Source organism: Burkholderia sp. Bmkn7 (assembly GCF_041103175.1).
Taxonomy (GTDB): Bacteria; Pseudomonadota; Gammaproteobacteria; order Burkholderiales; family Burkholderiaceae; genus Burkholderia; species Burkholderia cepacia.
Map to the genome: position 1 here is coordinate 663,800 of NZ_JBGCUH010000003.1, position 20,627 is coordinate 684,426.

A 20,627-nucleotide genomic window follows, 5' to 3' on the forward strand; every position below is an offset into this window, starting at 1 on the left:
ACATGTTACCGATTGGTCACTACGATCGCAACACACTTGTGACCGGTCGGTAACAATGCCGACCGGATCGACAGACAAATGCCAAGCGTCGGCCCGGGTCAGCCGATGCAGCGTGCGGCGGAGGTGGCCTGGCTGGGTGGGGCGGAGCGGGCGCGGAGGTGCCGGCGCCGCCAACTGGAGAACGCGAAGATGAACTGGGCGGTGACACGAATCGGCGGGCGCTTCCACTACGGATGGCTCGCGGCGGCGGTGGTATTCCTGATCCTGCTGGCGGCCGCCGGCACGCGCGCGACGCCGAGCGTGCTGATGGTGCCGCTCGAACGCGAGCTCGGCTGGAGCCGCGCGGCGATTTCGCTGGCGATCTCGGTGAACATCGCGCTGTATGGCCTGACCGGCCCGTTCGCGGCCGCCGCGATGCAGCGCTTCGGGCTGCGCCCGACCATCCTCACCGCGCTCGTGACGATGAGCGCGGGCGTCGCGCTGTCGTCGATGATGACGCAGAGCTGGCAGATGGTGGTGATCTGGGGCCTGATGGTCGGCTGCTCGACGGGGGTCGTCGCGCTGACGCTGTCCGCGACCTTCGTCACGCGCTGGTTCCATGCGCGGCGCGGCCTCGTGATGGGGATCCTGACCGCGAGCACGGCCACCGGCCAGCTCGTGTTCCTGCCGATGCTCGCGGCGATCGCGCAGCGCCATGGCTGGCGGCCGGTCGTGCTGGTCGTCGCGGTGGCGGCCGCGATCGTGATTCCGCTCGTTGCGTTCCTGTTGCCCGAGCGGCCGGCCGACGTGCAGCTGCGTCCGTACGGCGAGCCGGCCGATGCGCCGCCCGCGCCCGATGCGACCAAGGAGAACCCGCTCGCGGTCGCGTTCCGTACGCTGCTGACCGCGAGCCGCTCGCGCGATTTCTGGCTGCTGTTCTTCAGCTTCTTCATTTGCGGCGCGAGCACCAACGGTTACGTCGGCACGCACCTGATCGCGATGTGCAGCGACTACGGGATGACGGAAGTGCAGGGCGCATCGCTGCTCGCGGCGATGGGCGTGTTCGACCTGTTCGGCACGACGCTGTCGGGCTGGCTGTCCGACCGCTACGACAATCGCGTGCTGCTGTTCTGGTACTACGGGCTGCGCGGGCTGTCGCTGATCTACCTGCCGCACGCGTTCGGGATCGATTTCTTCGGGCTGCCGCTGTTCGCGATGTTCTACGGGCTCGACTGGATCGCGACCGTGCCGCCGACCGTGCGCCTCGCGACCGACGTGTTCGGCAAGGCCGCGGCGCCGGTCGTGTTCGGCTGGATCGTCGCCGGCCACCAGCTCGGCGCGGCGTTCGCGGCGCTCGGCGCGGGGCTGCTGCGCGCGAGCCTCGGCACCTACACGATCGCGTCGATGATTTCGGGCGGGCTCTGCATCGTCGGCGCGCTGATCGTGCTGCGCATCAACCGCGGCCCGTCGCGCGCGGCTGCGCAGGCGGCCTGATCGCGGCAAGCCGGCAGTCCGGCCGGCCCGCGCGGCGGGCGGCCGGCCATTGCACGCACGGAGATTTGCATAGCGCGGCAGGATCGGGCGCGGATCGGCTCAAGCGGGTATGCTTGCGGTTCGCCAGGCGTTCGCGCCCCTTCATCGATGTCAGCGAGGATCCGCATGTCCGTCAAACCTGCTCCCACCACTGTTTCGATTCACGATCTGATCGCGGGCCGCTGGAGCCCGCGCGCGTATTCGGATGAACCCGTCAGCGCCGGCGATCTGCATGCGGTGCTCGAGGCTGCCCGCTGGGCACCGTCTGCGTACAACGCGCAGCCGTGGCGCTTCATCGTATTCGACCGCACGCAGGACGAAGACGCATTCAAGCGCGCGTTCGCGACGCTGGTGCCGTTCAACCAGGGCTGGAATGCGCCGGCGCCCGTGCTGATCGCCGTGACCGCGCACACGCTCACGCCGAAGGGGGAACCGGCACCGACCGCGCTGTACGACGCGGGCGCCGCCGCGATGTCGCTGGTGCTGCAGGCGCACGCGCTGGGCCTGGCCGCCCACCAGATGAGCGGCTTCGACGCGAAGGCGTTCCGGGACGCGTTTGCGATCCCGGCCGACGTTGCGATTCCCGCGATCATCTCGCTCGGTCACTACGGCAACGTCGACAAGCTCGATCCCGTGCTGCGCGATCGCGAGAAGGCGCCGCGCACGCGTCATGCGATCGGCGAGGTCGTCTATGCGGGCGCGTGGAAGAAGGGCTTCGACGCGGCGGCCTGACCTGCCCGGAGGGGGCTGCGTCGCGCATCCCGTCCGCCTGTCTTCCCGGCGCGCCCGTCTGCGCGCCGTCGCCACCGGGGCCCGCTGCGCGGCACCGGTGGCCGGCCCCGGTTGTGATCCCGCGGGCTTCATGTTAAAAAGCCCGTCCTTTCCGTTTTCGCGCCGGCCCTGCTGCGGCAATTTCCCATGACTTACTGCGCGATCGATTTCGGCACGTCCAATTCCGCCGTGGCGCTGCCCGACGGCGATGGCATGCGCCTCGCGCCCGTCGAGGGCGACCACCTGACGCTGCCCACCGCGATCTTCTTCAACAACGACGAAGAGACGGTCGAATACGGCCGTGCGGCGCTGGCTTCCTACATCGACGGTTTCGACGGCCGGCTGATGCGCTCGATGAAGAGCATTCTCGGCTCGCCGCTCGCGGAAACGACGACCGACCTCGGCGACGGCAGCGCGATCGCGTACACCGACATCATCGCGCGCTTCCTGACGCACCTGAAGCGCAAGGCCGAAACCCGCGCGGCTGCGCCGATCGGTCGTGCGGTGCTCGGCCGGCCCGTGTTCTTCGTCGACGACGATCCGCGCGCCGACCGCCTTGCACAGGACCAGCTCGAGGCTGCCGCGCGATCGGTCGGCTTCACGGACGTTCAGTTCCAGTACGAACCGATCGCGGCCGCGTTCGACTACGAATCGCGTCAGCAGGCGGAGCGCCTCGTGCTCGTTGCCGACATCGGCGGCGGCACGTCCGACTTCTCGCTGGTGCGCGTCGGGCCCGAGCGGATGGCGCGGCTCGAGCGCAAGGACGACGTGCTGGCCCACCACGGCGTGCACGTCGCGGGTACCGACTACGACCGGCGTGTCGAGCTGGCCGCGATCCTGCCCGCATTCGGCTACCGTTCGCTCGATCCCGAAGGGCGCGAGTTGCCGAACAAGATCTACTTCGATCTCGCGACCTGGCACCTGATCAACACGGTCTACACGCCGAAGCGGCTCGGCGAGCTGAAGCTGATGAAGCACCTGTACCGCGATGTGCAGCAGTACGACCGGCTCACGACCGTGGTCGAGCAGCGGCTCGGGCATGCGTTGATGGCGCGCGCGGAGGAAGCGAAGATCGGCGTCGCGGCGGGCGGGGAGACGATGATCGACCTGAACGACGTGGAAGAGGATCTGCAGATCGCGTTCGATGCCGAGCGCCTCGTCGATGCGAGCCACGACGACACCGCCCGCATCGTCGATGCCGCGCGCGAGACGGTGCGGCTTGCGGGTGTCGCGCCGCGCGATGTCGGCGCACTGTATTTCACCGGCGGCTCGACGGGGCTCGCATTCCTGTCGGGGGCGCTCGCAGGTGCATTCCCGGATGCGCAGCCGGTGTTCGGCGACCGCCTCGCGAGTGTCGCGACGGGGCTCGGCATTCACGCGCAGCGATTGTTCGGCTGAATGCGGGCGGCTGAAAGGCCGTCATGCCGGGCGACCGGCGCCGAAAAACAAAAAGCCCCGCCGAAGCGGGGCTTTTTTTACACGAATTATCGCGCCAAGCTTAGACCGGACGGATGTTCGCAGCTTGCAGACCCTTCGGGCCCGTCTTCACTTCGAATTCAACCTTCTGGTTTTCTTGCAGCGTCTTGAAGCCTTCGACGCGGATTTCCGAGAAGTGCGCGAACAGATCGTCGCCGCCGCCTTCCGGGGTGATGAAGCCGAAGCCCTTTGCGTCATTGAACCACTTGACGGTACCGGTTGCCATGTTACTTGTTCCTAAAAAGATAAAACGGGGCCGAAGCCCATGGTGTGCGGAAAATCAAGGAAGGGGTAATAGGACCAACCGGAGTACCGTTGATGGGCGAACTACGAAAGAACCAATTCACTCGCCACTTGAAATCCTGCGAAGTCCTTTATACGGCTTATCACCCGCGTGGTCAACCGTATTTCCATGGACTCAGGGTTATTGCGGAGATCAGGTTTACAAAGCTTGCAAACGATGCGAATTTTTTGTAGGGGCCGAACGATTTTGGCGCCACGCCCGAGGTGCAACCGTTAAACTACGCGCCGCGCGGACGGGTTGCCCTGATCGGGTGACGCGTCCCCCCAAGAATGCGTGCGCGGTGCAGTCCGAGCCGATCCCGGACCGCGGGCCGACCATGCTTTTTGAGACACAGGAGAGGATGTGAAGAGTTCTATTCAACGGAACATCGGCCCGTTTGCATTGATGCTGACGGGGCTGGGTTCGATTATCGGCTCGGGCTGGCTGTTCGGCGCCTGGAAGGCCGCAAAGATCGCCGGTCCGGCAGCGATCTGCGCATGGATCATCGGCGCGGTCGTGATTCTCGCGATTGCACTGACGTATGCGGAACTGGGTGCGATGTTCCCCGAGTCGGGCGGCATGGTGCGCTACGCGCGCTACTCGCATGGCTCGCTGGTCGGTTTCATCAGCGCGTGGGCGAACTGGATCGCGATCGTATCCGTGATCCCGATCGAGGCTGAAGCGTCGATCCAGTACATGAGCACGTGGCCGTATCCGTGGGCGCATGCGCTGTTCGTGAACGGCGAGCTGACGACACCCGGCCTGCTGTTGTCGGCCGTGCTGGTCGTCATCTACTTCTTGCTGAACTACTGGGGCGTGAAGGCGTTTGCCCGGGCGAACACCACGATCACGATCTTCAAGTTCCTGATCCCCGGCCTCACGATCCTCGGCCTGATGCTGACGAGCTACCATCCGGAAAACCTCGGCACCGCATCCAATGCAAGCTTTGCGCCGTACGGCTGGTCGGCGGTGCTGACCGCGGTCGCGACGAGCGGCATCGTGTTCGCGTTCAACGGCTTCCAGAGCCCGGTGAACCTCGCGGGCGAAGCGCGCAACCCGTCGCGCAGCGTGCCGTTCGCGGTGATCACGTCGATCCTGATCGCGCTCGTGATCTACGTACTGCTGCAGATGGCGTACATCGGCTCGGTGAATCCGGCTGACGTCGCGCAGGGCTGGTCGCACTTCAACTTCAAGTCGCCGTTCGCCGAACTGGCGATCGCGCTGAACCTGAACTGGCTCGCGATCCTGCTGTACGTCGACGCGTTCGTCAGCCCGAGCGGCACCGGCACGACGTACATGGCGACCACCACCCGCATGATCTACGCGATGGAGCGCAACAACACGATGCCGAAGATGTTCGGCAACGTGCACCCGCTCTACGGCGTGCCGCGCCAGGCGATGTGGTTCAACCTGCTGGTCTCGTTCATCTTCCTGTTCTTCTTCCGCGGCTGGAGCTCGCTTGCGGCGGTGATCTCGGTCGCGACGGTGATCTCGTACCTGACCGGCCCGATCAGCCTGATGGCGCTGCGCCGCTCGGCGACCGACATCGAGCGTCCGCTGTCGATTCCGCTGATGAAGCTGATCGCGCCGTTCGCGTTCGTCTGCGCGTCGCTGATCCTCTACTGGGCGAAGTGGCCGCTGACGGGCGAGATCATCCTGCTGATGATCGTTGCGCTGCCGGTGTACTTCTACTTCCAGGCGAAGTCGGGCTGGACCGGCTGGGGGGCCGACCTGAAGGCCGCATGGTGGCTGGTCGCGTACCTGCCGACGATGGCCGTGCTGTCGCTGATCGGCAGCAAGGAGTTCGGCGGTTACGGCGTGCTGCCGTACGGCTGGGACATGCTGATCGTCGCCGCAATCTCGCTGGTGTTCTACTTCTGGGGCGTGAATACCGGCTACCGGACCCAGTATCTCGACGAGCGTGAATCGCACGACGAGATCCTTGAGGGGGTCGGTGCCTGACGCGTGACCTGTCGCCGGATTCGGCGGCGGCAGCCAGCAGCGGAAAAAAAGCCCGCCCGAGCATCGCTCGGGCGGGCTTTTTATTGGCGGTCGACGGTTGTCGCGCGACGCTCAGGCGGCCGCGCTCGCGAACACGTAGTTCGTCATCGCGAGCACGCGCTGGTACGTGCCGAGCGACTGGATGCCAAGCTGGTAGTCGTCGTCCGCCGCGCCGAGCGCCGTGAACACCGGCAGCAGATGCTCGTCGGTCGGATGCATCAACGCGGCATGCGGCGCCTGCCGACGGTAGTCGAGCAGCGCGTCGACGTCGCGCGCGGCCAGCTTCGCCTCGAACCAGTCGGTGAATTCCGCGACGCGCGGGTCCGCGTCTTCCGGTGCCGCACCGAAATCGGCGGCGCGCAGGTTGTGCGTGATCTGGCCGGAGCCGATCACCATCACGCCTTCGTCGCGCAGCGGTCGCAGCGCGCGGCCGAGCGCGAAGTGGTGAGCCGCATCCGCGCGCGGCTGGATCGACAGCTGTGCCACCGGCACGTCGGCTTCCGGGAACATCAGCAGCATCGGTACCCACGCGCCGTGGTCGAGGCCGTGCTCGGTCGTCGCGGTGGCGATGCCGGCCGCATTCAGCAGTCCGGCCGCGCGCTCGGCGACGTCGGGCGCGCCGGGCGCCGGGTAGCGGATGTCGTACAGCGCCTGCGGAAAGCCGTAGAAGTCGTGGATCGTTTCGGGATGCGCGGCGACGCTGGCGACGGGACGCTGCGTGCCCCAGTGCGCGGACAGCATCAGTACCGCGCGCGGGCGCGGCAATTCTGCGCCAAGATGGGTGAACGCGCCGGACGGCAGCGTCGGGTCGATCGGCAGCGTCGGGGCGCCGTGGGACAGGTAGAGCGAAGGCAAGCGGTTCATGGTGGTGGCCTGCAAAGGGATTTGCCTGTGACTATAGGCGCGCACCGGGCATTGATAAATCCGTCGCGAGGAATTTGATTGAGTCGTATTGGTTGATAATCGGGCCGATTTCACGAACGCGAGGGCGGACGGGGGCTCGAGGTGGTCGATTCAGCACGGAAGGCAGGTGAATCGGCGAAGATGCGCGAAGAACGATGCGGAAGCGCCGCGGCGAGCGGCTTACTGCGCCGGCCGGATGCCGGCCCACGGCGTCGTCATCGGTGCACTGAGCGCGAACAGGTCGAGCACGCGGGTGACGGTCTGGTCGACGAGTTCCTCGATCGTCTTCGGCATCGCGTAGAACGCGGGTAGCGGCGGGAAGACGATGCCGCCCATTTCGGTTACGGCGGTCATGTTGCGCAGATGCGCGAGGTTGAACGGCGTTTCGCGCACCATCAGCACGAGGCGGCGGCGCTCCTTCAACGTGACGTCGGCCGCGCGCGTGATCAGGTTGTCGGACAGCCCGTGCGCGACGCTCGCGAGCGTCTTCATCGAGCAGGGCGCGATCACCATCCCGTCGGTCGCGAACGACCCCGATGCGATCGTCGCGCCGACGTCGCGCACCGAGTGCACGACGTCCGCACGGCTTTCGATTTCGGCCTTCGACAGCTTCAGTTCGTGCTGGATGTTGAGCCAGCCGGCGTTCGAAATCAGCAGGTGCGTTTCGACGCCGCCGGCGGCGCGCAGCAGGTCGAGCAGCCGTACGCCGTAGATCGCGCCGGTGGCGCCGGTGATCGCGACGATCAGCCGGCGTGGCGGCGCGCTGGGAGATGCCATCGAAAAGGGGGCGGGGCGTATTACGCGGCGGCGAACAGTTGCTGCAGTTCGCCCGACTGGTACATCTCCATCATGATGTCCGAGCCGCCGATGAATTCGCCCTTCACGTAGAGCTGCGGGATGGTCGGCCAGTTCGAGAATTCCTTGATGCCCTGGCGGATCTCGTCGTCTTCGAGCACGTTGACCGTCTTGAACTGATCGACGCCGCAGGCCTTCAGCACCTGGATGGCGCGGCCCGAAAAGCCGCACATCGGGAATTGCGCGTTGCCCTTCATGAAGAGCACGACCTGGTTTTCGTCGACGATTTGCTTGATACGTTGTTGGGTGTCCATGACTGACCTTGCGTTTGCGGGGCGTTAGATCGAAATGATAGCGGATTTCAACCGGACGGGCCGGGCATCAGCCCGGCAGGCGGCCGCCTGTCGTGCGTTCGATTGCGGCCAGATCGGCGAGCGATTCGACCGCGACGAAGCCGTGCGATGCGAGTATGGCGCGCACGGCCTCGGCCTGGTCGTAACCGTGCTCGATCCAGAGCGTGCCGCCCGGTTTCAGGTAAGTGCCGGCGCCCGCGACGATCGTTCGGATCGCGCTGAGGCCGTCGGCATCGTCGGTGAGTGCGCCGCGCGGCTCGAAACGCAGGTCGCCCTGCGTGAGGTGCGGATCGTGCTGCGCGATGTACGGCGGATTGCTGACGATCGCGTCGAAGGCGAGCGCAGGCTCGAGCGCCGCGTACCAGTCGCTCTGCAGCCAGTGCAGCGGGCCGCCGGGGCGGTGCGCGTCGAGCAGCTTGCTTGCGTTGCGTTGCGCGACCTCGAGTGCGGCCGGCGAACGGTCGAGCGCCCACACGCGGGCGTCGGGCCGCTCGGCGGCGATGGAGACGGCAATCGCGCCGCTGCCCGTGCCGAGATCGAGCACCGCCGGATGCGGCAGCCCGTCGATCGCATCGAGTGCGGCTTCGACGAGCAGTTCGGTTTCAGGGCGCGGGATCAGCACGTCGGGCGTCACGTCGAACGGCCGGCCGAAGAATTCGCGCATCCCGACGAGCTGCGCGACCGGCTCGCCGGCCATGCGGCGTGCCTCGAGCGTGCGGTAGCGTTCGACCGCGGCCGCGTCGAGCGGCGCGTCGCCGCGCGTGATCAGTTGCGTACGGGTCCAGCCAAGCGCGTGCGCGAGCAGCACGCGCGCATCGACCGCGTCGAGCGCGGACGCGCGCAGCAGTTCGTCGGCGGTCGTGTCGGGCATCGTGACCTCAGTCGGCGTCGCCGAGCGACGCGAGCAGTTCGGCCTGGTGCTCGCTGACCAGCGCGCTGATCAGTTCGTCGAGGTCGCCGTCCATGATCGCCTCGAGCCGGTACAGCGTCAGGTTGATCCGGTGGTCGGTCATCCGGCCCTGCGGGAAGTTGTACGTGCGGATCCGTTCCGAGCGGTCGCCGGAGCCGATCAGGCTCTTGCGCGTCGCGGCTTCCTTCGCGTGCTGCTCGTGATACTGCTTGTCCTTGATGCGCGCGGCGAGCACCTTCAGCGCGCGATCCTTGTTCTTGTGCTGCGAACGGTCGTCCTGGCACTCGACGACGATCCCGGTCGGGATGTGCGTGACGCGCACCGCCGAATCGGTCTTGTTGATGTGCTGGCCCCCCGCGCCGGACGCGCGGAACGTGTCGATCCGCAGGTCGGCCGGATTGATCTCGACCTCGCCGATTTCGTCGGCTTCCGGCATCACCGCGACCGTGCACGCGGACGTGTGGATGCGCCCTTGCGTCTCGGTTGCCGGCACGCGCTGCACGCGATGGCCGCCCGATTCGAACTTCAGGCGCGAATACGCGCCCTGGCCCGCGATCCGCACGATCACTTCCTTGTAGCCGCCGAGATCCGATGCGCTCTCCGACATCATTTCGACCTGCCAGCGCTGGCGTTCCGCGAAGCGCAGGTACATGCGCAGCAGGTCGCCGGCGAACAGCGCGGATTCGTCGCCACCCGTGCCCGCACGGATTTCGAGGAAGATGTTGCGGTCGTCGTTCGGATCCTTCGGCAGCAGCATCTTCTGCAGCTCGGTCTCGAGGCGGGTCATGCTCTCGCGCGCGCTGCGGATTTCGTCTTCCGCGAAGTCGCGCATCGACAGATCGCCGAGCAGCTCCTGCGCGGCCGTCTCGTCGCTGCGCGACTGGCGCCATAACGCGTATTGCTCGACGACCGGGCCGAGTTCCGCATGTTCGCGTGTCAGCTTGCGGTACTGGTCGAGGTCGGCCGTGACGTTTTCGCGGCTCAGCAGGTCGTTCAGTTCGGCCAGCCGTGTGGAAAGCTGGTCGAGCTTGCGTTGCATGCTCGTCTTCATGGTGTGGAGCGGCGCTCCCGGGCAAGGGGTATTCGGAAAGGATAGGCCGGCGGCGGGACAACGATCGGCCGGCGGCAGGGCGACCGGGCGGCGCTAGTGGCCGGATTGGTCGTTCGAGCGCGGTGCGTGCTGGTAGAAGCCGCGCATCAGGTCGATCAGCGAATCGCGATCGGCGCCGTTCACGCGGTTGAGCGCGCTCGTCGGGCCGTGGATCAGCTTGTTGGTCAGCGCTTGCGACAGTGCTTCGAGCACGGCAGCCGGATCGTCACCGCGCGCGAGCAGCTTCTGCGCTTTCTCGACTTCGGCCCGGCGCAGCGCGTCGGCCTGCGTATGCATGTGACGGATCACCGGCACGACGCTGCGCGTGTCGAGCCATTGCATGAAATTCTGCACGCGCGTTTCGATGATCGATTCGGCCTGCGCAACCGCAGCCTGGCGCGATGCGTTGCCTTCGCGCACGATCGCGCCGAGATCGTCGACGGTATAGAGGAACACGTCCTTCAGCTTGCCGACTTCGGGCTCGATGTCGCGCGGCACCGCGAGGTCGACCATGAAGATCGGCCGGTGGCGGCGTGCCTTCACCGCGCGCTCGACTGCGCCGAGGCCGATGATCGGCAGCGTCGACGCCGTGCACGACACGATGATGTCGAATTCGTGCATGCGGGTCGGCAGATCCGAGAGCGGCATCGCGCGGCCGCTGAAGCGTTCGGCCAGGCGCTGACCGCGTTCGGCCGTGCGGTTCGCGACGACGAGTTCGCGCGGGCCTTGTGCGGCGAAGTGCGTCGCGCACAGCTCGATCATTTCGCCGGCGCCGATGAACAGCACGCGCTGATCGGACACTTTTTCGAAGATCCGCTGCGCGAGGCGCACCGCGGCGGCGGCCATCGACACCGACTGCGTGCCGATTTCGGTCGTGCCGCGCACTTCCTTCGCCACCGCGAACGTGCGCTGGAACAGCTGGTTCAGGTAGGTGCCGAGCGCGCCGGCTTCCGTCGCGGTGCGGACGGCATCCTTCATCTGGCCCAGAATCTGGGTTTCGCCCAGCACCATCGAATCGAGGCCGGATGCGACGCGGAACGCGTGCCGGACTGCTTCCGACTGCGGCAGCGCATAGACGTGCGGCGCGAGCTCGTCGACCGGAATCCGGTGATACTCCGACAGCCAGCGGACCGCGCCTTCGCGTGCGGCGCGATCATCGGTCGCGCAATACAGTTCGGTGCGGTTGCAGGTGGAGAGGATCGCCGCTTCGGGCGTGTTGGGCGCCTGGGGGCCGAGAAACACGTTCTTGAACGTGACGAGAGCCGGCTTGATCTGCTCGAGCGGAAACGCCACGCGTTCGCGCAAGGCGACAGGCGCAGTGTGGTGATTGATTCCGATCGTGAGGAGTTGCATATCGAGGGCTATCGTTTAGCCCCATATTATAGCGTTTCAGCGATTTCCTCACTCGCGGCATACCGGGCATCGGCGTGGCGGGGCCGGGAATTTGGGGGCTCGATCGGCACGCGGTCGAGCTGATAGCCATAGCCGTAGAGCGGCAGCAGCCGGTAGCCGCGCTCCGGAAGCAGGTGCAGCTTGCTGCGCAGCCGGGACGCGTGGGTATCGAGCGTGCGCGACTTCGTGTCGCGGCGGCGCGCCCACACCGTTTCGAGAATATGGGCGCGCGACACGGGCCGCGACAGGTTCGCGAACAGCAACTGCGCAAAACGGAACTCCTTCGGCGTGAGTGAAACGATTGCGTTGCCGAAGCGAACGAGGCAGTGCGTGGCGTCGAAAGCGTATTCGCCATACATTTCGCGCGAGCGGGCCGGCGGCCGGCGCACGCCGGCGCGCCGGCTCAGCGCGTTGACGCGCGCGAGCAGCTCGGGCCCGCTCACCGGGCGCACGAGGCAATCGTCGGCGCCCGCGTGCAGGCACGATACGATCTCGCTTTCGCGCGGCATCTGCATCACGGCGATCGCCGGCAGCCCGGGCAGGACTGCCTGCGCGCGCGGAATGACTTCCTCGGCCGGCTGGTCGCCGGCCCAGTGGCCGGTGATCAGCATGTCGCAGGTATTGGCGGCGAGCCACTCGAAGAACGCCGTACTGGACGGAAACGCGTGGCATACGTGACCGCCCGCAAAGAGCAGGCGGTTCAGGAGCGCGGCATGGCGCGCGTCCGGATCGATCAGAGCGATTCGCATGAGAATTTCTTCAATACGGCAGCTGGTGCGCGCTTGCCATAACGTCGAGTCGGCCCCTACACTCGAACGTTCGCGGCACCCGGCTGGTCTCGGGTTCGATGGATGAATCGATGCTAGCCGCTGGCAACGTTCACGCCTATGGGACGAATCCGAATTTATCGAAGGCGTTGAATGAACTGGTTTGGAATCCTTGTCCTGGGAGCGGCCGTCGGGCTGTTCGGCCGATGGCTGCATCCGATGCGGCGCACGGCCCGGCCGGCGTGGTGGATCGCGGTGCTCGCCGGTATCGTCGGCGCGGCCGCGGCCCGCATGGCCGGCAATCTCTCTGGACTGTTTTACGATGGCGAGACGCTCGAATGGCCGGTCTGCACCGGCGTCGCGTTCCTCGCAGTAGCCGTGACGGTTGCGCTGTCGGCCCGTCGCTGAATGCTCTCAGGTGAAATCATGAATGCCCGTCTTCCCGAAGTCTCGCCGGTGCCGGCCCGTCTCGCGCTGCTGCGTGGCGCGATGGTCCGCGAGGACCTGGCCGCCTATCTCGTGCCGTCCGCCGATCCCCATCTGTCCGAGTATCTGCCGGAGCGCTGGCAGGCCCGCCGCTGGCTGTCCGGCTTCACGGGCTCGGTCGGCACGCTAGTCGTAACCGCGGATTTCGCGGGGCTGTGGGTCGACAGCCGCTACTGGGTGCAGGCCGACGCCGAACTGGCCGGCACGGGCGTGCAACTGATGAAGATGACGGGCGGGCAGCAGAGCGCGCCGCACGTCGACTGGCTCGCGCAGAACGTGGCGGCGGGTGCAACCGTCGGCGTCGACGGCGCCGTGCTCGGCGTCGCGGCCGCACGCGGGCTGACGGCCGCGCTGAACGCACGCGGCATCGCGCTGCGCACCGATCTCGACCTGCTCGACGCGATCTGGCCCGAGCGGCCGGGGCTGCCCGGCGATGCGGTGTTCGAGCACGCGGCGCCGCAGGCCGACACGACGCGCGCGAGCAAGCTGGCCGAAGTGCGCCGCGCGATGCGTGCGCAGGGCGCGCAGTGGCATTTCGTCTCGACGCTCGACGATCTCGCATGGCTGTTCAACCTGCGCGGCGCCGACGTCAACTTCAATCCCGTATTCGTTGCGCACGCAATGATCGGCGCCGATCGCGCGACGCTGTTCGTCGCCGACGGCAAGGTGTCGCCGGCACTGGCCGCGTCGCTCGCGCAGGACGGCGTCGACGTTCGCGCCTACGACGCCGCGCGCGCCGCGCTCGCGGCACTGCCCGACGGCGCGACGCTGCTGATCGATCCGCGCCGCGTGACGTTCGGCACGCTCGAGGCCGTGCCGGCCGGCGTGAAGCTCGTCGAGGCCGTGAATCCGTCGACGTTCGCGAAGTCGCGCAAGACATCCACCGAGATCGAGCATGTGCGCGTGACGATGGAGCACGACGGCGCCGCGCTCGCGGAATTCTTCACCTGGTTCGAACAGGCCGTGAACCGCGAGACGATCACTGAGCTGACGATCGACGAGAAGCTCACTGCCGCGCGCGCGCGACGCCCCGGCTACGTGTCGCCGAGCTTCGCGACGATCGCGGGCTTCAACGCGAACGGCGCGATGCCGCATTACCGCGCGACGCCGGAGTCGCACGCGACGATCGCCGGCGACGGGCTGCTGCTGATCGATTCGGGCGGCCAGTACGTGACGGGTACGACCGACATCACGCGCGTCGTGCCGGTCGGCACCGTCAGCGACCTGCAGCGACGCGATTTCACGATCGTGTTGAAATCGATGATGGCGCTGTCGCGTGCCCGATTCCCGCGCGGTATCCGCTCGCCGATGCTCGACGCGATCGCGCGCGCGCCGATGTGGGCGGCCGGGCTCGACTACGGGCACGGCACGGGGCACGGCGTCGGCTACTTCCTGAACGTGCACGAAGGCCCGCAGGTGATCTCGCACTACGCGCCGGCCGAGCCGTACACGGCGATGGAAGAGGGCATGATCACGTCGATCGAGCCGGGCGTGTACCGTCCCGGCCAGTGGGGCATCCGGATCGAGAACCTGGTCGTGAACCGCGCGGCCGGGCAGACCGAGTTCGGCGATTTCCTCGCGTTCGAGACGCTGACGCTGTGCCCGATCGACACGCGCTGCGTGCTGATCGAGATGCTGCATGAAGAAGAACGCGCGTGGCTGAACGCATATCACGCAACGGTGCGCGAGCGCGTCGGCCGGCACCTGAGCGGCGACGCGAAGGCGTGGCTCGACGCACGCACGCAGCCGATCTGATGCAACGCGCGGTAGCGGCCGAGTAACGATTGGATAGCGGTCGAACGACGGCCGGACAATAACGACGAGGGCAAGCAATGGCGGACACTGCAGTGATCGTGGTCGACATGCAGCGCGGGCTGGTGGAGCGGGCGAGGCCCGCGTACCGGCTCGATGACGTGGTGTCGGGCATCAACCGGTTGACGGCGGCGGCGCGTGCGGCGAACGCGCCCGTGTGCTTCGTGCAGCACGACGGCGACGCGGACGACGACGTCGTGCCCGGCACACCGGGCTGGGAACTGCACGCGGGGCTCGTCGTCGGGAACGGCGACTGGCGGGTGCGCAAGCAGATGAGCGATTCGTTTCACGATACGCCGCTCGCGGCGCAACTCGAGCGCCACGGCATCCGTTCGGTGCTGATCTGCGGTTATGCGACCGAGTTCTGCGTCGATTCGGCTGCGCGCCGCGCAGCGCTGCTCGGCTACCGGACGACCGTCGTGTCCGACCTGCACACCACGAACGAGCGCACGCACCTGTCGGCCGCGCAGATCGTCGCGCATCATCACTTCGTATGGGAAAACAATTCGCTGTCGGGCAACCCGGTGACGCCGCGCCCGCTCGCGGACGTCCTTGCGACGGAGTTCGCATGACGATCAAGGCCGTGGTATTCGATTTCGGCGGCGTGCTGATCGACTGGAGCCCCGAGTACCTTTACCGGGAACTGATTCCCGACGACGCCGAGCGTCGCTGGTTCTTCACGCATGTTTGCACGATGGACTGGGTGGTCCGCCAGGACGGCGGGCAGACGATCGAAGAGGGGACGGCCGAACTCGTCGCGAAGTTTCCGGCGCACGAGGGGCTGATCCGCGCGTTCTATGCGCGCTGGCACGAGATGATCGGCGGCGTGCTCGACGAAGGCGCCGCGCTCGTCGACCGGCTCGACGCGCAGGGGATGCCGCTGTTCGGGCTGACGAACTGGTCCGCGCAGACGTTTCCGTATGCGTGGGACAACTTCCCGGTGCTGCGGCGTTTCAGGGACATCGTCGTGTCGGGCCGTGTGAAGCTCGTGAAACCCGATCCGGCGATCTACCGCGAGATGCATGCGCGGATCGAGCCGCACTTGCCGGGCATCGCGCCGCACGAACTCGTGTTCATCGACGACAACGCGAAGAACGCCGCGGCCGCGACGGCGCTCGGCTGGCACGGCATTCATCACACGAGTGCGGCGGCGACCGAGGCACGGCTGCGCGAACTGGGCGCGCTGGCGTAAGCGGCAAGCGTGCAGCCAGCCGCCGGATAAAAAAACGGGCCGCAGGCCCGTTTTTTTGTTCCGCTTCCGGAGCGAGACCAGCCTCGGTGCCCGTTCCTGCGTTGCCGCAGTGCCGGGCGCCGGGGCCGCGCCGCTCAGCGGCTGATCGGCTTGTAGCGCAGACGCTTCGGCTTCGCGGCTTCCTCGCCGAGGCGCGCACGCTTGTCGGCTTCGTATTCCTGGTAGTTGCCGTCGAAGAACGTGACCTGCGAATCGCCTTCGAATGCGAGGATGTGCGTCGCGATCCGGTCGAGGAACCAGCGATCGTGCGAGATCACCATCACCGAGCCCGCGAATTCGAGCAGCGCGTCTTCCAGCGCACGCAGCGTTTCGACGTCGAGGTCGTTCGACGGTTCGTCCAGCAGCAGCACGTTGCCGCCCGAGATCAGCGTCTTCGCGAGGTGCAGGCGGCCGCGTTCACCGCCGGACAGGTTGCCGACGATCTTCTGCTGGTCGCCGCCCTTGAAGTTGAAGCGGCCGATGTACGCGCGCGACGGCGTTTCGTACTTGCCGACCGTCAGCACGTCGGCGCCGCCCGAGATTTCCTCGAATACCGTCTTCGAACCGTCGAGCGCGTCGCGGCTCTGGTCGACGTACGCGAGCTTCACGGTCGGGCCCATCACGACTTCGCCCGAATCCGGCTGCTCCTTGCCCGTCAGCATCTTGAACAGCGTCGACTTGCCGGCGCCGTTCGGGCCGATGATGCCAACGATCGCGCCGGCCGGGATCTTGAAGCTCAGGTTGTCGATCAGCAGGCGGTCGCCGAACGACTTGCTGACGTTCTTGAACTCGATCACTTCATTGCCGAGGCGTTCGCCGGCCGGAATGAAGATTTCCTGCGTCTCGTTGCGCTTCTGGTATTCCTGGCTGCTCAGCTCCTCGAAGCGCGCGATACGCGCCTTCGACTTCGCCTGGCGGCCCTTCGGGTTCTGGCGCACCCACTCCAGTTCCTTCTTGATCGCCTTCTGGCGTGCCGATTCCGACGCTTCTTCCTGCTTCAGCCGCTCTTCCTTCTGGTCGAGCCAGCTGCTGTAGTTGCCCTTCCACGGAATGCCGTGGCCGCGGTCGAGTTCGAGAATCCATTCGGCCGCGTTGTCGAGGAAGTAGCGATCGTGGGTGACCGCGACGACGGTGCCCGGGAAGCGCACCAGGAACTGCTCGAGCCAGTCGACCGATTCGGCGTCGAGGTGGTTGGTCGGTTCGTCGAGCAGCAGCATGTCGGGTTTTTCGAGCAGCAGCTTGCACAGCGCGACGCGGCGCTTCTCACCGCCCGACAGGTGCTCGATCTTTGCGTCCCACGACGGCAGGCGCAGTGCGTCGGCGGCCACTTCGAGCTGCTGCTCGGGGCTGCCGCCGTCGCTCGACGCGAGGATCGCTTCGTACTTCGCCTGCTCGGCGGCGAGCGCGTCGAAGTCGGCGTCCGGCTCCGCGTACGCCGCGTAGATTTCCTCGAGCTTCTTGTTGGCCTGGAACAGGTCGCCGAGGCCTTCCTCGACGGCTTCGCGCACCGTCTTCGTCGGATCGAGCTGCGGCTCCTGCGGCAGATAGCCGATGTTCAGGTTCGGCATCGGCGTCGCTTCGCCTTCGATGTCCTTGTCGACGCCCGCCATGATGCGGATCAGCGTCGACTTGCCCGAGCCGTTCAGGCCGAGCACGCCGATCTTCGCGCCGGGAAAGAACGACAGCGAGATGTCCTTCAGGATCTGGCGCTTGGGCGGCACGATCTTGCCGACCCGGTTCATCGTGAAAACGTATTGGGCCATTTCGGTGTGAAAGTCAGAAGTGGTTGAGACTGCCGCGCAGCGCGCGCGGGCGTGGCGGCGTCGGGATTCGGTACGGAGCGTGCCGCGCGGGGCGCGGCGGCGTCGCCGCGTGTCGGCGGCGCGGACGGCTATTGTACTTCGCCGCCGGCCGCCGCTGGCGCGACACCTGGCCTTTTGGCCGGGGCCGCGCTCACAGCCACGCGGCAACGCCGCCGTGCCCCGAGCACGTGCCGCGCCGGTGGCGGCTGAAGCTGTAGGTGCCGTCGCGGCAGCGCGCGCTCGCGCCTTCGGGCACGCGGCCCGATTTCGAATGCGCGGGTGCGTGCACGGTTTCGCCGTCGCGGTTGCGATACGTGTCGTGACGGTCGAGATCGGCTTCGTTGCCGTAGCCGGGCGATGTGCGGTACGCGTGTGCGGGTTGGGGCAACGCGGCGCAGGCGACGAAGAAGACGGCGGACAGTGCCGCGATGCGTGTCGCGCGGCAGAACAGGGCTGGCATGGTCTCTCCCGGTCGGTTTGTTGTTATCGATGTCGGGCGGATGGCCCGCGCCGCATGTTAGCGGATCGGTGCCCGCCCGGTGCCGGCGCCGCGCGGCGGCGTGACGCTACGCCGCGCCCGACATCGAGGCCGCGCCGTCGGCCTGCGCGGCCTCGAGGATCCACCGGCGAAAAGCGGCGACCTTCGGCCGCTCGGCGTGATGCGGCGGATAGACGAGGTAGTACGCGAAATCGTCGAGCCACGCGACGTCGGCGAGCTGCACGAGCCGGCCGCTTGCCAGCTCGCCGCGCACCATCGCGGCCGGCAGCAGCCCGGCGCCCTGGCCGGCGACGATCGCCTGCAGCAACAGGCCCGAGTCGTCGAACGCGGGGCCGCGCGGCGGGCCGATATCGTCGATCCGCTGCGCGCCGAACCAGATGTGCCAGCCCTTGCGCTCGGCGTCGTGCAGCTGCGGCCAGCCGACCAGATCGGCGGGCGTCGCCGGCATGCCGAGCCGCGCGACGAGGTCGGGCGATGCGAGCGCGACGATCTCCACCGTCAGCAGGCGCTCGCTGCACAGGCCGATGTAGCGCCCGAGGCCATGACGGATTGCAACGTCGACGCCGTCGCGCGAAAAATCCGCGAGCGCGTGGCTCGTGACGACCTGCAGGTCGACGTCAGGGTACGCGTGCCGGAATTGCGCGAGGCGCGGGACGAGCCACGCGGATGCGAAGAACGGGGTGACGCTCACCGTCAGCACGCCGCTGTCGGCGGCGCCCGACACGCGCTGCGACGCGTCGGCGATCTGCCGGAACGCATTGCGCACCGGCGGCAGGTAGTCGCGGCCGGCGGCCGTCAGCAGGATGCCGCGGTTGACGCGCTCGAACAGCTGCACGCCGAGGTGCGTCTCGAGCGTGCGGATCATCTGGCTCACCGCGCCGGGCGTGACCGACAGCTCCTCGGCCGCCGATTTCACGGACAGGTGGCGGGCGGCTGCTTCGAATGCACGCAGCGCGTTGAGCGGCGGCAGGCGGGAACGATTCATTGAGTTTTTCTAAAGCGAATGACCGATGAAATATCGTTTGAGGCGGCGCGTGTGCGCGAGTACCGTTGTCGCATCCGATTGCGTGCTGTGTGGCTGCATTGCGGTAGCCAATGCGATCAACATAGTTCAACTATATCCACGAGGCAAACCGGACGCCGTGAGGTGTCCGGCGGGACCTGAGAGGAGCGTCGTCATGAACCGCCCGGGCGCATCGCGCCATTTCTTCTATGGCTGGTACGTGGTCGCGGCCGCGTTCGCCGTCACGTTCGTCGGGTTCGGCAGCGCCTATACGTTCAGTGCGTTCGTCGAGTCGCTGCAGCGGGACTTCGCCGCGTCGCGCGGCCAGATCTCGCTCGTGTTCTCCCTCGCCGGCTTCCTGTATTTCGGTTTCGGCATCGTCAGCGGGCCGCTGGCCGACCGCTTCGGCTCACGGCGGCTCGCCGTCGCCGGGATGTTGCTGACGGCCGCCGGGCTCGCGGCTGCCGGCGCCGCGCACACGCTGCTGCAGGTCTACGTCGCGTATGGGCTTGGCGTCGGTTTCGGCGTCGGCTGCGCATACGTACCGGCGGTGGGCGCCGTGCAGCGCTGGTTCGTACGCCGGCGCGGCTTCGCATCGGGGCTCGCGGTCGCGGGCATCGGTGTCGGCACGCTGGTGATGCCGCCGCTCGCGTCCACGCTGATCGCGCAGGTCGGCTGGCGCGGCGCGTATTTCACGCTGGCCGTGATCGCGGTCGTGATCGGCGCGGGGATGTCGCTGCTGATCGAGAACGACCCGCGCGGGCGGGGGCTGCTGCCGGACGGGGAGGCTGCGCATGAGCCCGGCGGCGGGGCGCACGTCACCGGGCACGGTGCGAGGGCCTCGGTGTCCGCCGCCGCCGCGAGGCGTCAGCCGGTCGCCGCTTCGGCGCCTGCCGGCGCGACGGTGCGCGAAGCCGTCATGTCGCGGCCGTTCGCAAGCCTGTATGCCGCATGCCTCGCCTGTTCGTTCGGCGTGTTCGTTCCGTTCGTTCACCTCGTGCCGTACGCGCTCGATCATGGCGTCGCGCCGTCGACGGCCGTGCTGCTGCTCGGCGCGATCGGCGTCGGCAGCACGGCCGGCCGCTTCTTCCTCGGCGGCCTCGCCGACCGCTTCGGCCGCCGTGCGTCGCTGCTCGCGATGTTCGCGGGCATGGCCGTCGCGCTCGTCGCGTGGGCCGGTGCCGGCACCGTCGCGACGCTTGCCGCGTTCGCGCTCGTGTTCGGCGTGTTCTACGGCGGCTGGGTCGCCGTGCTGCCGGCGGTCGTGATGGACTACTTCGGCGGGCGCAACGTGAGCGGGATTATCGGCGTGCTTTATACGAGCGTCGCATTCGGCACGCTGATCGGGCCGGCCGCGGCCGGTTTCATCTACGACGCGGGCGGCGGTTATCTCGTGCCGATCCTGGCCAGCGCCGCCGTGAATGCGATCGCCTTCGCGATCGTCGCGACGACGGGGCGTGCGCCGGTGGCCGCACGTGCGGCGCGCGGATAGGCGCACATTCCGCGGCGTGCCTTCGCGAATTCCGGTAGGGTGGCCGGAT

20 protein-coding genes are annotated in these 20,627 nt (G+C 67.4%); 9 read left to right on the forward strand and 11 right to left on the reverse strand.

Annotation, left to right across the window (positions count from 1 at the left end; all coding sequences use genetic code 11):
* The first annotated feature begins 189 nt into the window (after nucleotides 1–189).
* The 3 genes from AB3K92_RS24550 (at nucleotide 190) to AB3K92_RS24560 (ending at nucleotide 3,681) form a co-directional block, all read left to right on the forward strand.
* Nucleotides 190–1,473, forward strand: coding sequence for an MFS transporter (locus AB3K92_RS24550; protein ID WP_021161796.1), 1,284 nt, complete (start codon nucleotides 190–192; stop codon nucleotides 1,471–1,473).
* A 165-nt stretch (nucleotides 1,474–1,638) separates the two neighbouring features.
* On the forward strand, nucleotides 1,639–2,244 hold the full coding sequence (locus tag AB3K92_RS24555) for a nitroreductase family protein (RefSeq protein ID WP_021161795.1): 606 nt from the start codon (nucleotides 1,639–1,641) through the stop codon (nucleotides 2,242–2,244).
* Between the two features lie 186 nt (nucleotides 2,245–2,430).
* A complete protein-coding gene (locus AB3K92_RS24560; RefSeq protein WP_021161794.1) occupies nucleotides 2,431–3,681 on the forward strand; it encodes an Hsp70 family protein in 1,251 nt (416 codons plus the stop codon).
* A 100-nt stretch (nucleotides 3,682–3,781) separates the two neighbouring features.
* Here the strand turns inward: AB3K92_RS24560 and AB3K92_RS24565 are convergent, their stop codons facing one another.
* Nucleotides 3,782–3,985, reverse strand: a complete 204-nt coding sequence (locus AB3K92_RS24565) for a cold-shock protein (protein WP_006477070.1) — start codon at nucleotides 3,983–3,985, stop codon at nucleotides 3,782–3,784.
* A gap of 420 nt (nucleotides 3,986–4,405) precedes the next feature.
* On the opposite strand from AB3K92_RS24565, the gene AB3K92_RS24570 reads away from it, so the two are divergent.
* Complete coding sequence (locus AB3K92_RS24570) at nucleotides 4,406–6,004, forward strand: APC family permease (RefSeq protein WP_021161792.1); 1,599 nt, start codon at nucleotides 4,406–4,408, stop codon at nucleotides 6,002–6,004.
* Between the two features lie 111 nt (nucleotides 6,005–6,115).
* Here AB3K92_RS24570 and AB3K92_RS24575 read toward each other — a convergent pair whose 3' ends face one another.
* From AB3K92_RS24575 to AB3K92_RS24605, 7 genes are all read right to left on the reverse strand, one after another.
* Nucleotides 6,116–6,907 carry a class III extradiol ring-cleavage dioxygenase gene (locus AB3K92_RS24575; protein WP_042976606.1) on the reverse strand — a complete coding sequence of 264 codons (792 nt, stop codon included), beginning with the start codon at nucleotides 6,905–6,907 and terminating at the stop codon, nucleotides 6,116–6,118.
* A gap of 219 nt (nucleotides 6,908–7,126) precedes the next feature.
* A complete protein-coding gene (locus AB3K92_RS24580) occupies nucleotides 7,127–7,723 on the reverse strand; it encodes a UbiX family flavin prenyltransferase (protein ID WP_048023612.1) in 597 nt (198 codons plus the stop codon).
* A gap of 20 nt (nucleotides 7,724–7,743) precedes the next feature.
* The gene (gene grxD, locus AB3K92_RS24585; protein ID WP_021161789.1) at nucleotides 7,744–8,055 is read right to left on the reverse strand and encodes a Grx4 family monothiol glutaredoxin; all 312 of its coding nucleotides are present in this window, start codon (nucleotides 8,053–8,055) and stop codon (nucleotides 7,744–7,746) included.
* Nucleotides 8,056–8,122: 67 nt separating this feature from the next.
* Complete coding sequence (gene prmC / locus AB3K92_RS24590; protein WP_369466002.1) at nucleotides 8,123–8,965, reverse strand: peptide chain release factor N(5)-glutamine methyltransferase; 843 nt, start codon at nucleotides 8,963–8,965, stop codon at nucleotides 8,123–8,125.
* A gap of 7 nt (nucleotides 8,966–8,972) precedes the next feature.
* The gene (prfA, locus tag AB3K92_RS24595) at nucleotides 8,973–10,055 is read right to left on the reverse strand and encodes a peptide chain release factor 1 (protein WP_027788492.1); all 1,083 of its coding nucleotides are present in this window, start codon (nucleotides 10,053–10,055) and stop codon (nucleotides 8,973–8,975) included.
* A gap of 93 nt (nucleotides 10,056–10,148) precedes the next feature.
* A complete protein-coding gene (gene hemA / locus AB3K92_RS24600) occupies nucleotides 10,149–11,447 on the reverse strand; it encodes a glutamyl-tRNA reductase (RefSeq protein WP_021161786.1) in 1,299 nt (432 codons plus the stop codon).
* Between the two features lie 26 nt (nucleotides 11,448–11,473).
* Entirely contained in the window at nucleotides 11,474–12,235 is a 762-nt protein-coding gene (locus tag AB3K92_RS24605; protein WP_021161785.1) for a response regulator transcription factor, read from the reverse strand.
* A gap of 171 nt (nucleotides 12,236–12,406) precedes the next feature.
* Between AB3K92_RS24605 and AB3K92_RS24610 the strand changes: the two genes are divergently transcribed.
* From AB3K92_RS24610 to AB3K92_RS24625, 4 genes are all read left to right on the forward strand, one after another.
* Nucleotides 12,407–12,661, forward strand: coding sequence for a hypothetical protein (locus AB3K92_RS24610; RefSeq protein WP_021161784.1), 255 nt, complete (start codon nucleotides 12,407–12,409; stop codon nucleotides 12,659–12,661).
* A gap of 18 nt (nucleotides 12,662–12,679) precedes the next feature.
* Complete coding sequence (locus AB3K92_RS24615) at nucleotides 12,680–14,494, forward strand: aminopeptidase P family protein (RefSeq protein WP_059486488.1); 1,815 nt, start codon at nucleotides 12,680–12,682, stop codon at nucleotides 14,492–14,494.
* Nucleotides 14,495–14,571: 77 nt separating this feature from the next.
* Nucleotides 14,572–15,123: a cysteine hydrolase family protein gene (locus tag AB3K92_RS24620; protein WP_021161782.1), complete on the forward strand. Its 552-nt coding sequence runs from the start codon at nucleotides 14,572–14,574 to the stop codon at nucleotides 15,121–15,123.
* The gene (locus AB3K92_RS24625; protein WP_059486485.1) at nucleotides 15,120–15,743 is read left to right on the forward strand and encodes an HAD family hydrolase; all 624 of its coding nucleotides are present in this window, start codon (nucleotides 15,120–15,122) and stop codon (nucleotides 15,741–15,743) included. Before AB3K92_RS24620 ends, AB3K92_RS24625 begins: the two co-directional genes overlap by 4 nt.
* A 134-nt stretch (nucleotides 15,744–15,877) precedes the next feature.
* On the opposite strand, the gene ettA is transcribed toward AB3K92_RS24625, so the two are convergent.
* The 3 genes from ettA to gcvA all read right to left on the reverse strand — a co-directional run bounded on the left by ettA (nucleotide 15,878) and on the right by gcvA (nucleotide 19,068).
* Nucleotides 15,878–17,545, reverse strand: a complete 1,668-nt coding sequence (gene ettA, locus AB3K92_RS24630; protein WP_039352138.1) for an energy-dependent translational throttle protein EttA — start codon at nucleotides 17,543–17,545, stop codon at nucleotides 15,878–15,880.
* A gap of 190 nt (nucleotides 17,546–17,735) precedes the next feature.
* On the reverse strand, nucleotides 17,736–18,044 hold the full coding sequence (locus AB3K92_RS24635; RefSeq protein WP_059653498.1) for a DUF3761 domain-containing protein: 309 nt from the start codon (nucleotides 18,042–18,044) through the stop codon (nucleotides 17,736–17,738).
* A gap of 106 nt (nucleotides 18,045–18,150) precedes the next feature.
* A complete protein-coding gene (gcvA, locus tag AB3K92_RS24640) occupies nucleotides 18,151–19,068 on the reverse strand; it encodes a transcriptional regulator GcvA (RefSeq protein WP_369466003.1) in 918 nt (305 codons plus the stop codon).
* 193 nt (nucleotides 19,069–19,261) lie between these two features.
* Between gcvA and AB3K92_RS24645 the strand changes: the two genes are divergently transcribed.
* Nucleotides 19,262–20,578 carry an MFS transporter gene (locus AB3K92_RS24645; protein ID WP_175890397.1) on the forward strand — a complete coding sequence of 439 codons (1,317 nt, stop codon included), beginning with the start codon at nucleotides 19,262–19,264 and terminating at the stop codon, nucleotides 20,576–20,578.
* Nucleotides 20,579–20,627 lie beyond the last annotated feature (49 nt).

Excerpts from the sequence above, each read along its gene's own strand:
- AB3K92_RS24550 (WP_021161796.1), top strand. The coding sequence starts at position 190 with ATGAACTGGGCGGTGACACGAATCGGCGGGCGCTTCCACTACGGATGG.
- AB3K92_RS24555 (WP_021161795.1), top strand. The coding sequence starts at position 1,639 with ATGTCCGTCAAACCTGCTCCCACCACTGTTTCGATTCACGATCTGATC.
- AB3K92_RS24560 (WP_021161794.1), top strand. The coding sequence starts at position 2,431 with ATGACTTACTGCGCGATCGATTTCGGCACGTCCAATTCCGCCGTGGCG.
- AB3K92_RS24565 (WP_006477070.1), bottom strand. The coding sequence starts at position 3,985 with ATGGCAACCGGTACCGTCAAGTGGTTCAATGACGCAAAGGGCTTCGGC.
- AB3K92_RS24575 (WP_042976606.1), bottom strand. The coding sequence starts at position 6,907 with ATGAACCGCTTGCCTTCGCTCTACCTGTCCCACGGCGCCCCGACGCTG.
- AB3K92_RS24580 (WP_048023612.1), bottom strand. The coding sequence starts at position 7,723 with ATGGCATCTCCCAGCGCGCCGCCACGCCGGCTGATCGTCGCGATCACC.
- grxD (WP_021161789.1), bottom strand. The coding sequence starts at position 8,055 with ATGGACACCCAACAACGTATCAAGCAAATCGTCGACGAAAACCAGGTC.
- prmC (WP_369466002.1), bottom strand. The coding sequence starts at position 8,965 with ATGCCCGACACGACCGCCGACGAACTGCTGCGCGCGTCCGCGCTCGAC.
- prfA (WP_027788492.1), bottom strand. The coding sequence starts at position 10,055 with ATGAAGACGAGCATGCAACGCAAGCTCGACCAGCTTTCCACACGGCTG.
- hemA (WP_021161786.1), bottom strand. The coding sequence starts at position 11,447 with ATGCAACTCCTCACGATCGGAATCAATCACCACACTGCGCCTGTCGCC.
- AB3K92_RS24605 (WP_021161785.1), bottom strand. The coding sequence starts at position 12,235 with ATGCGAATCGCTCTGATCGATCCGGACGCGCGCCATGCCGCGCTCCTG.
- AB3K92_RS24610 (WP_021161784.1), top strand. The coding sequence starts at position 12,407 with ATGAACTGGTTTGGAATCCTTGTCCTGGGAGCGGCCGTCGGGCTGTTC.
- AB3K92_RS24615 (WP_059486488.1), top strand. The coding sequence starts at position 12,680 with ATGAATGCCCGTCTTCCCGAAGTCTCGCCGGTGCCGGCCCGTCTCGCG.
- AB3K92_RS24620 (WP_021161782.1), top strand. The coding sequence starts at position 14,572 with ATGGCGGACACTGCAGTGATCGTGGTCGACATGCAGCGCGGGCTGGTG.
- AB3K92_RS24625 (WP_059486485.1), top strand. The coding sequence starts at position 15,120 with ATGACGATCAAGGCCGTGGTATTCGATTTCGGCGGCGTGCTGATCGAC.
- ettA (WP_039352138.1), bottom strand. The coding sequence starts at position 17,545 with ATGGCCCAATACGTTTTCACGATGAACCGGGTCGGCAAGATCGTGCCG.
- AB3K92_RS24635 (WP_059653498.1), bottom strand. The coding sequence starts at position 18,044 with ATGCCAGCCCTGTTCTGCCGCGCGACACGCATCGCGGCACTGTCCGCC.
- gcvA (WP_369466003.1), bottom strand. The coding sequence starts at position 19,068 with ATGAATCGTTCCCGCCTGCCGCCGCTCAACGCGCTGCGTGCATTCGAA.
- AB3K92_RS24645 (WP_175890397.1), top strand. The coding sequence starts at position 19,262 with ATGAACCGCCCGGGCGCATCGCGCCATTTCTTCTATGGCTGGTACGTG.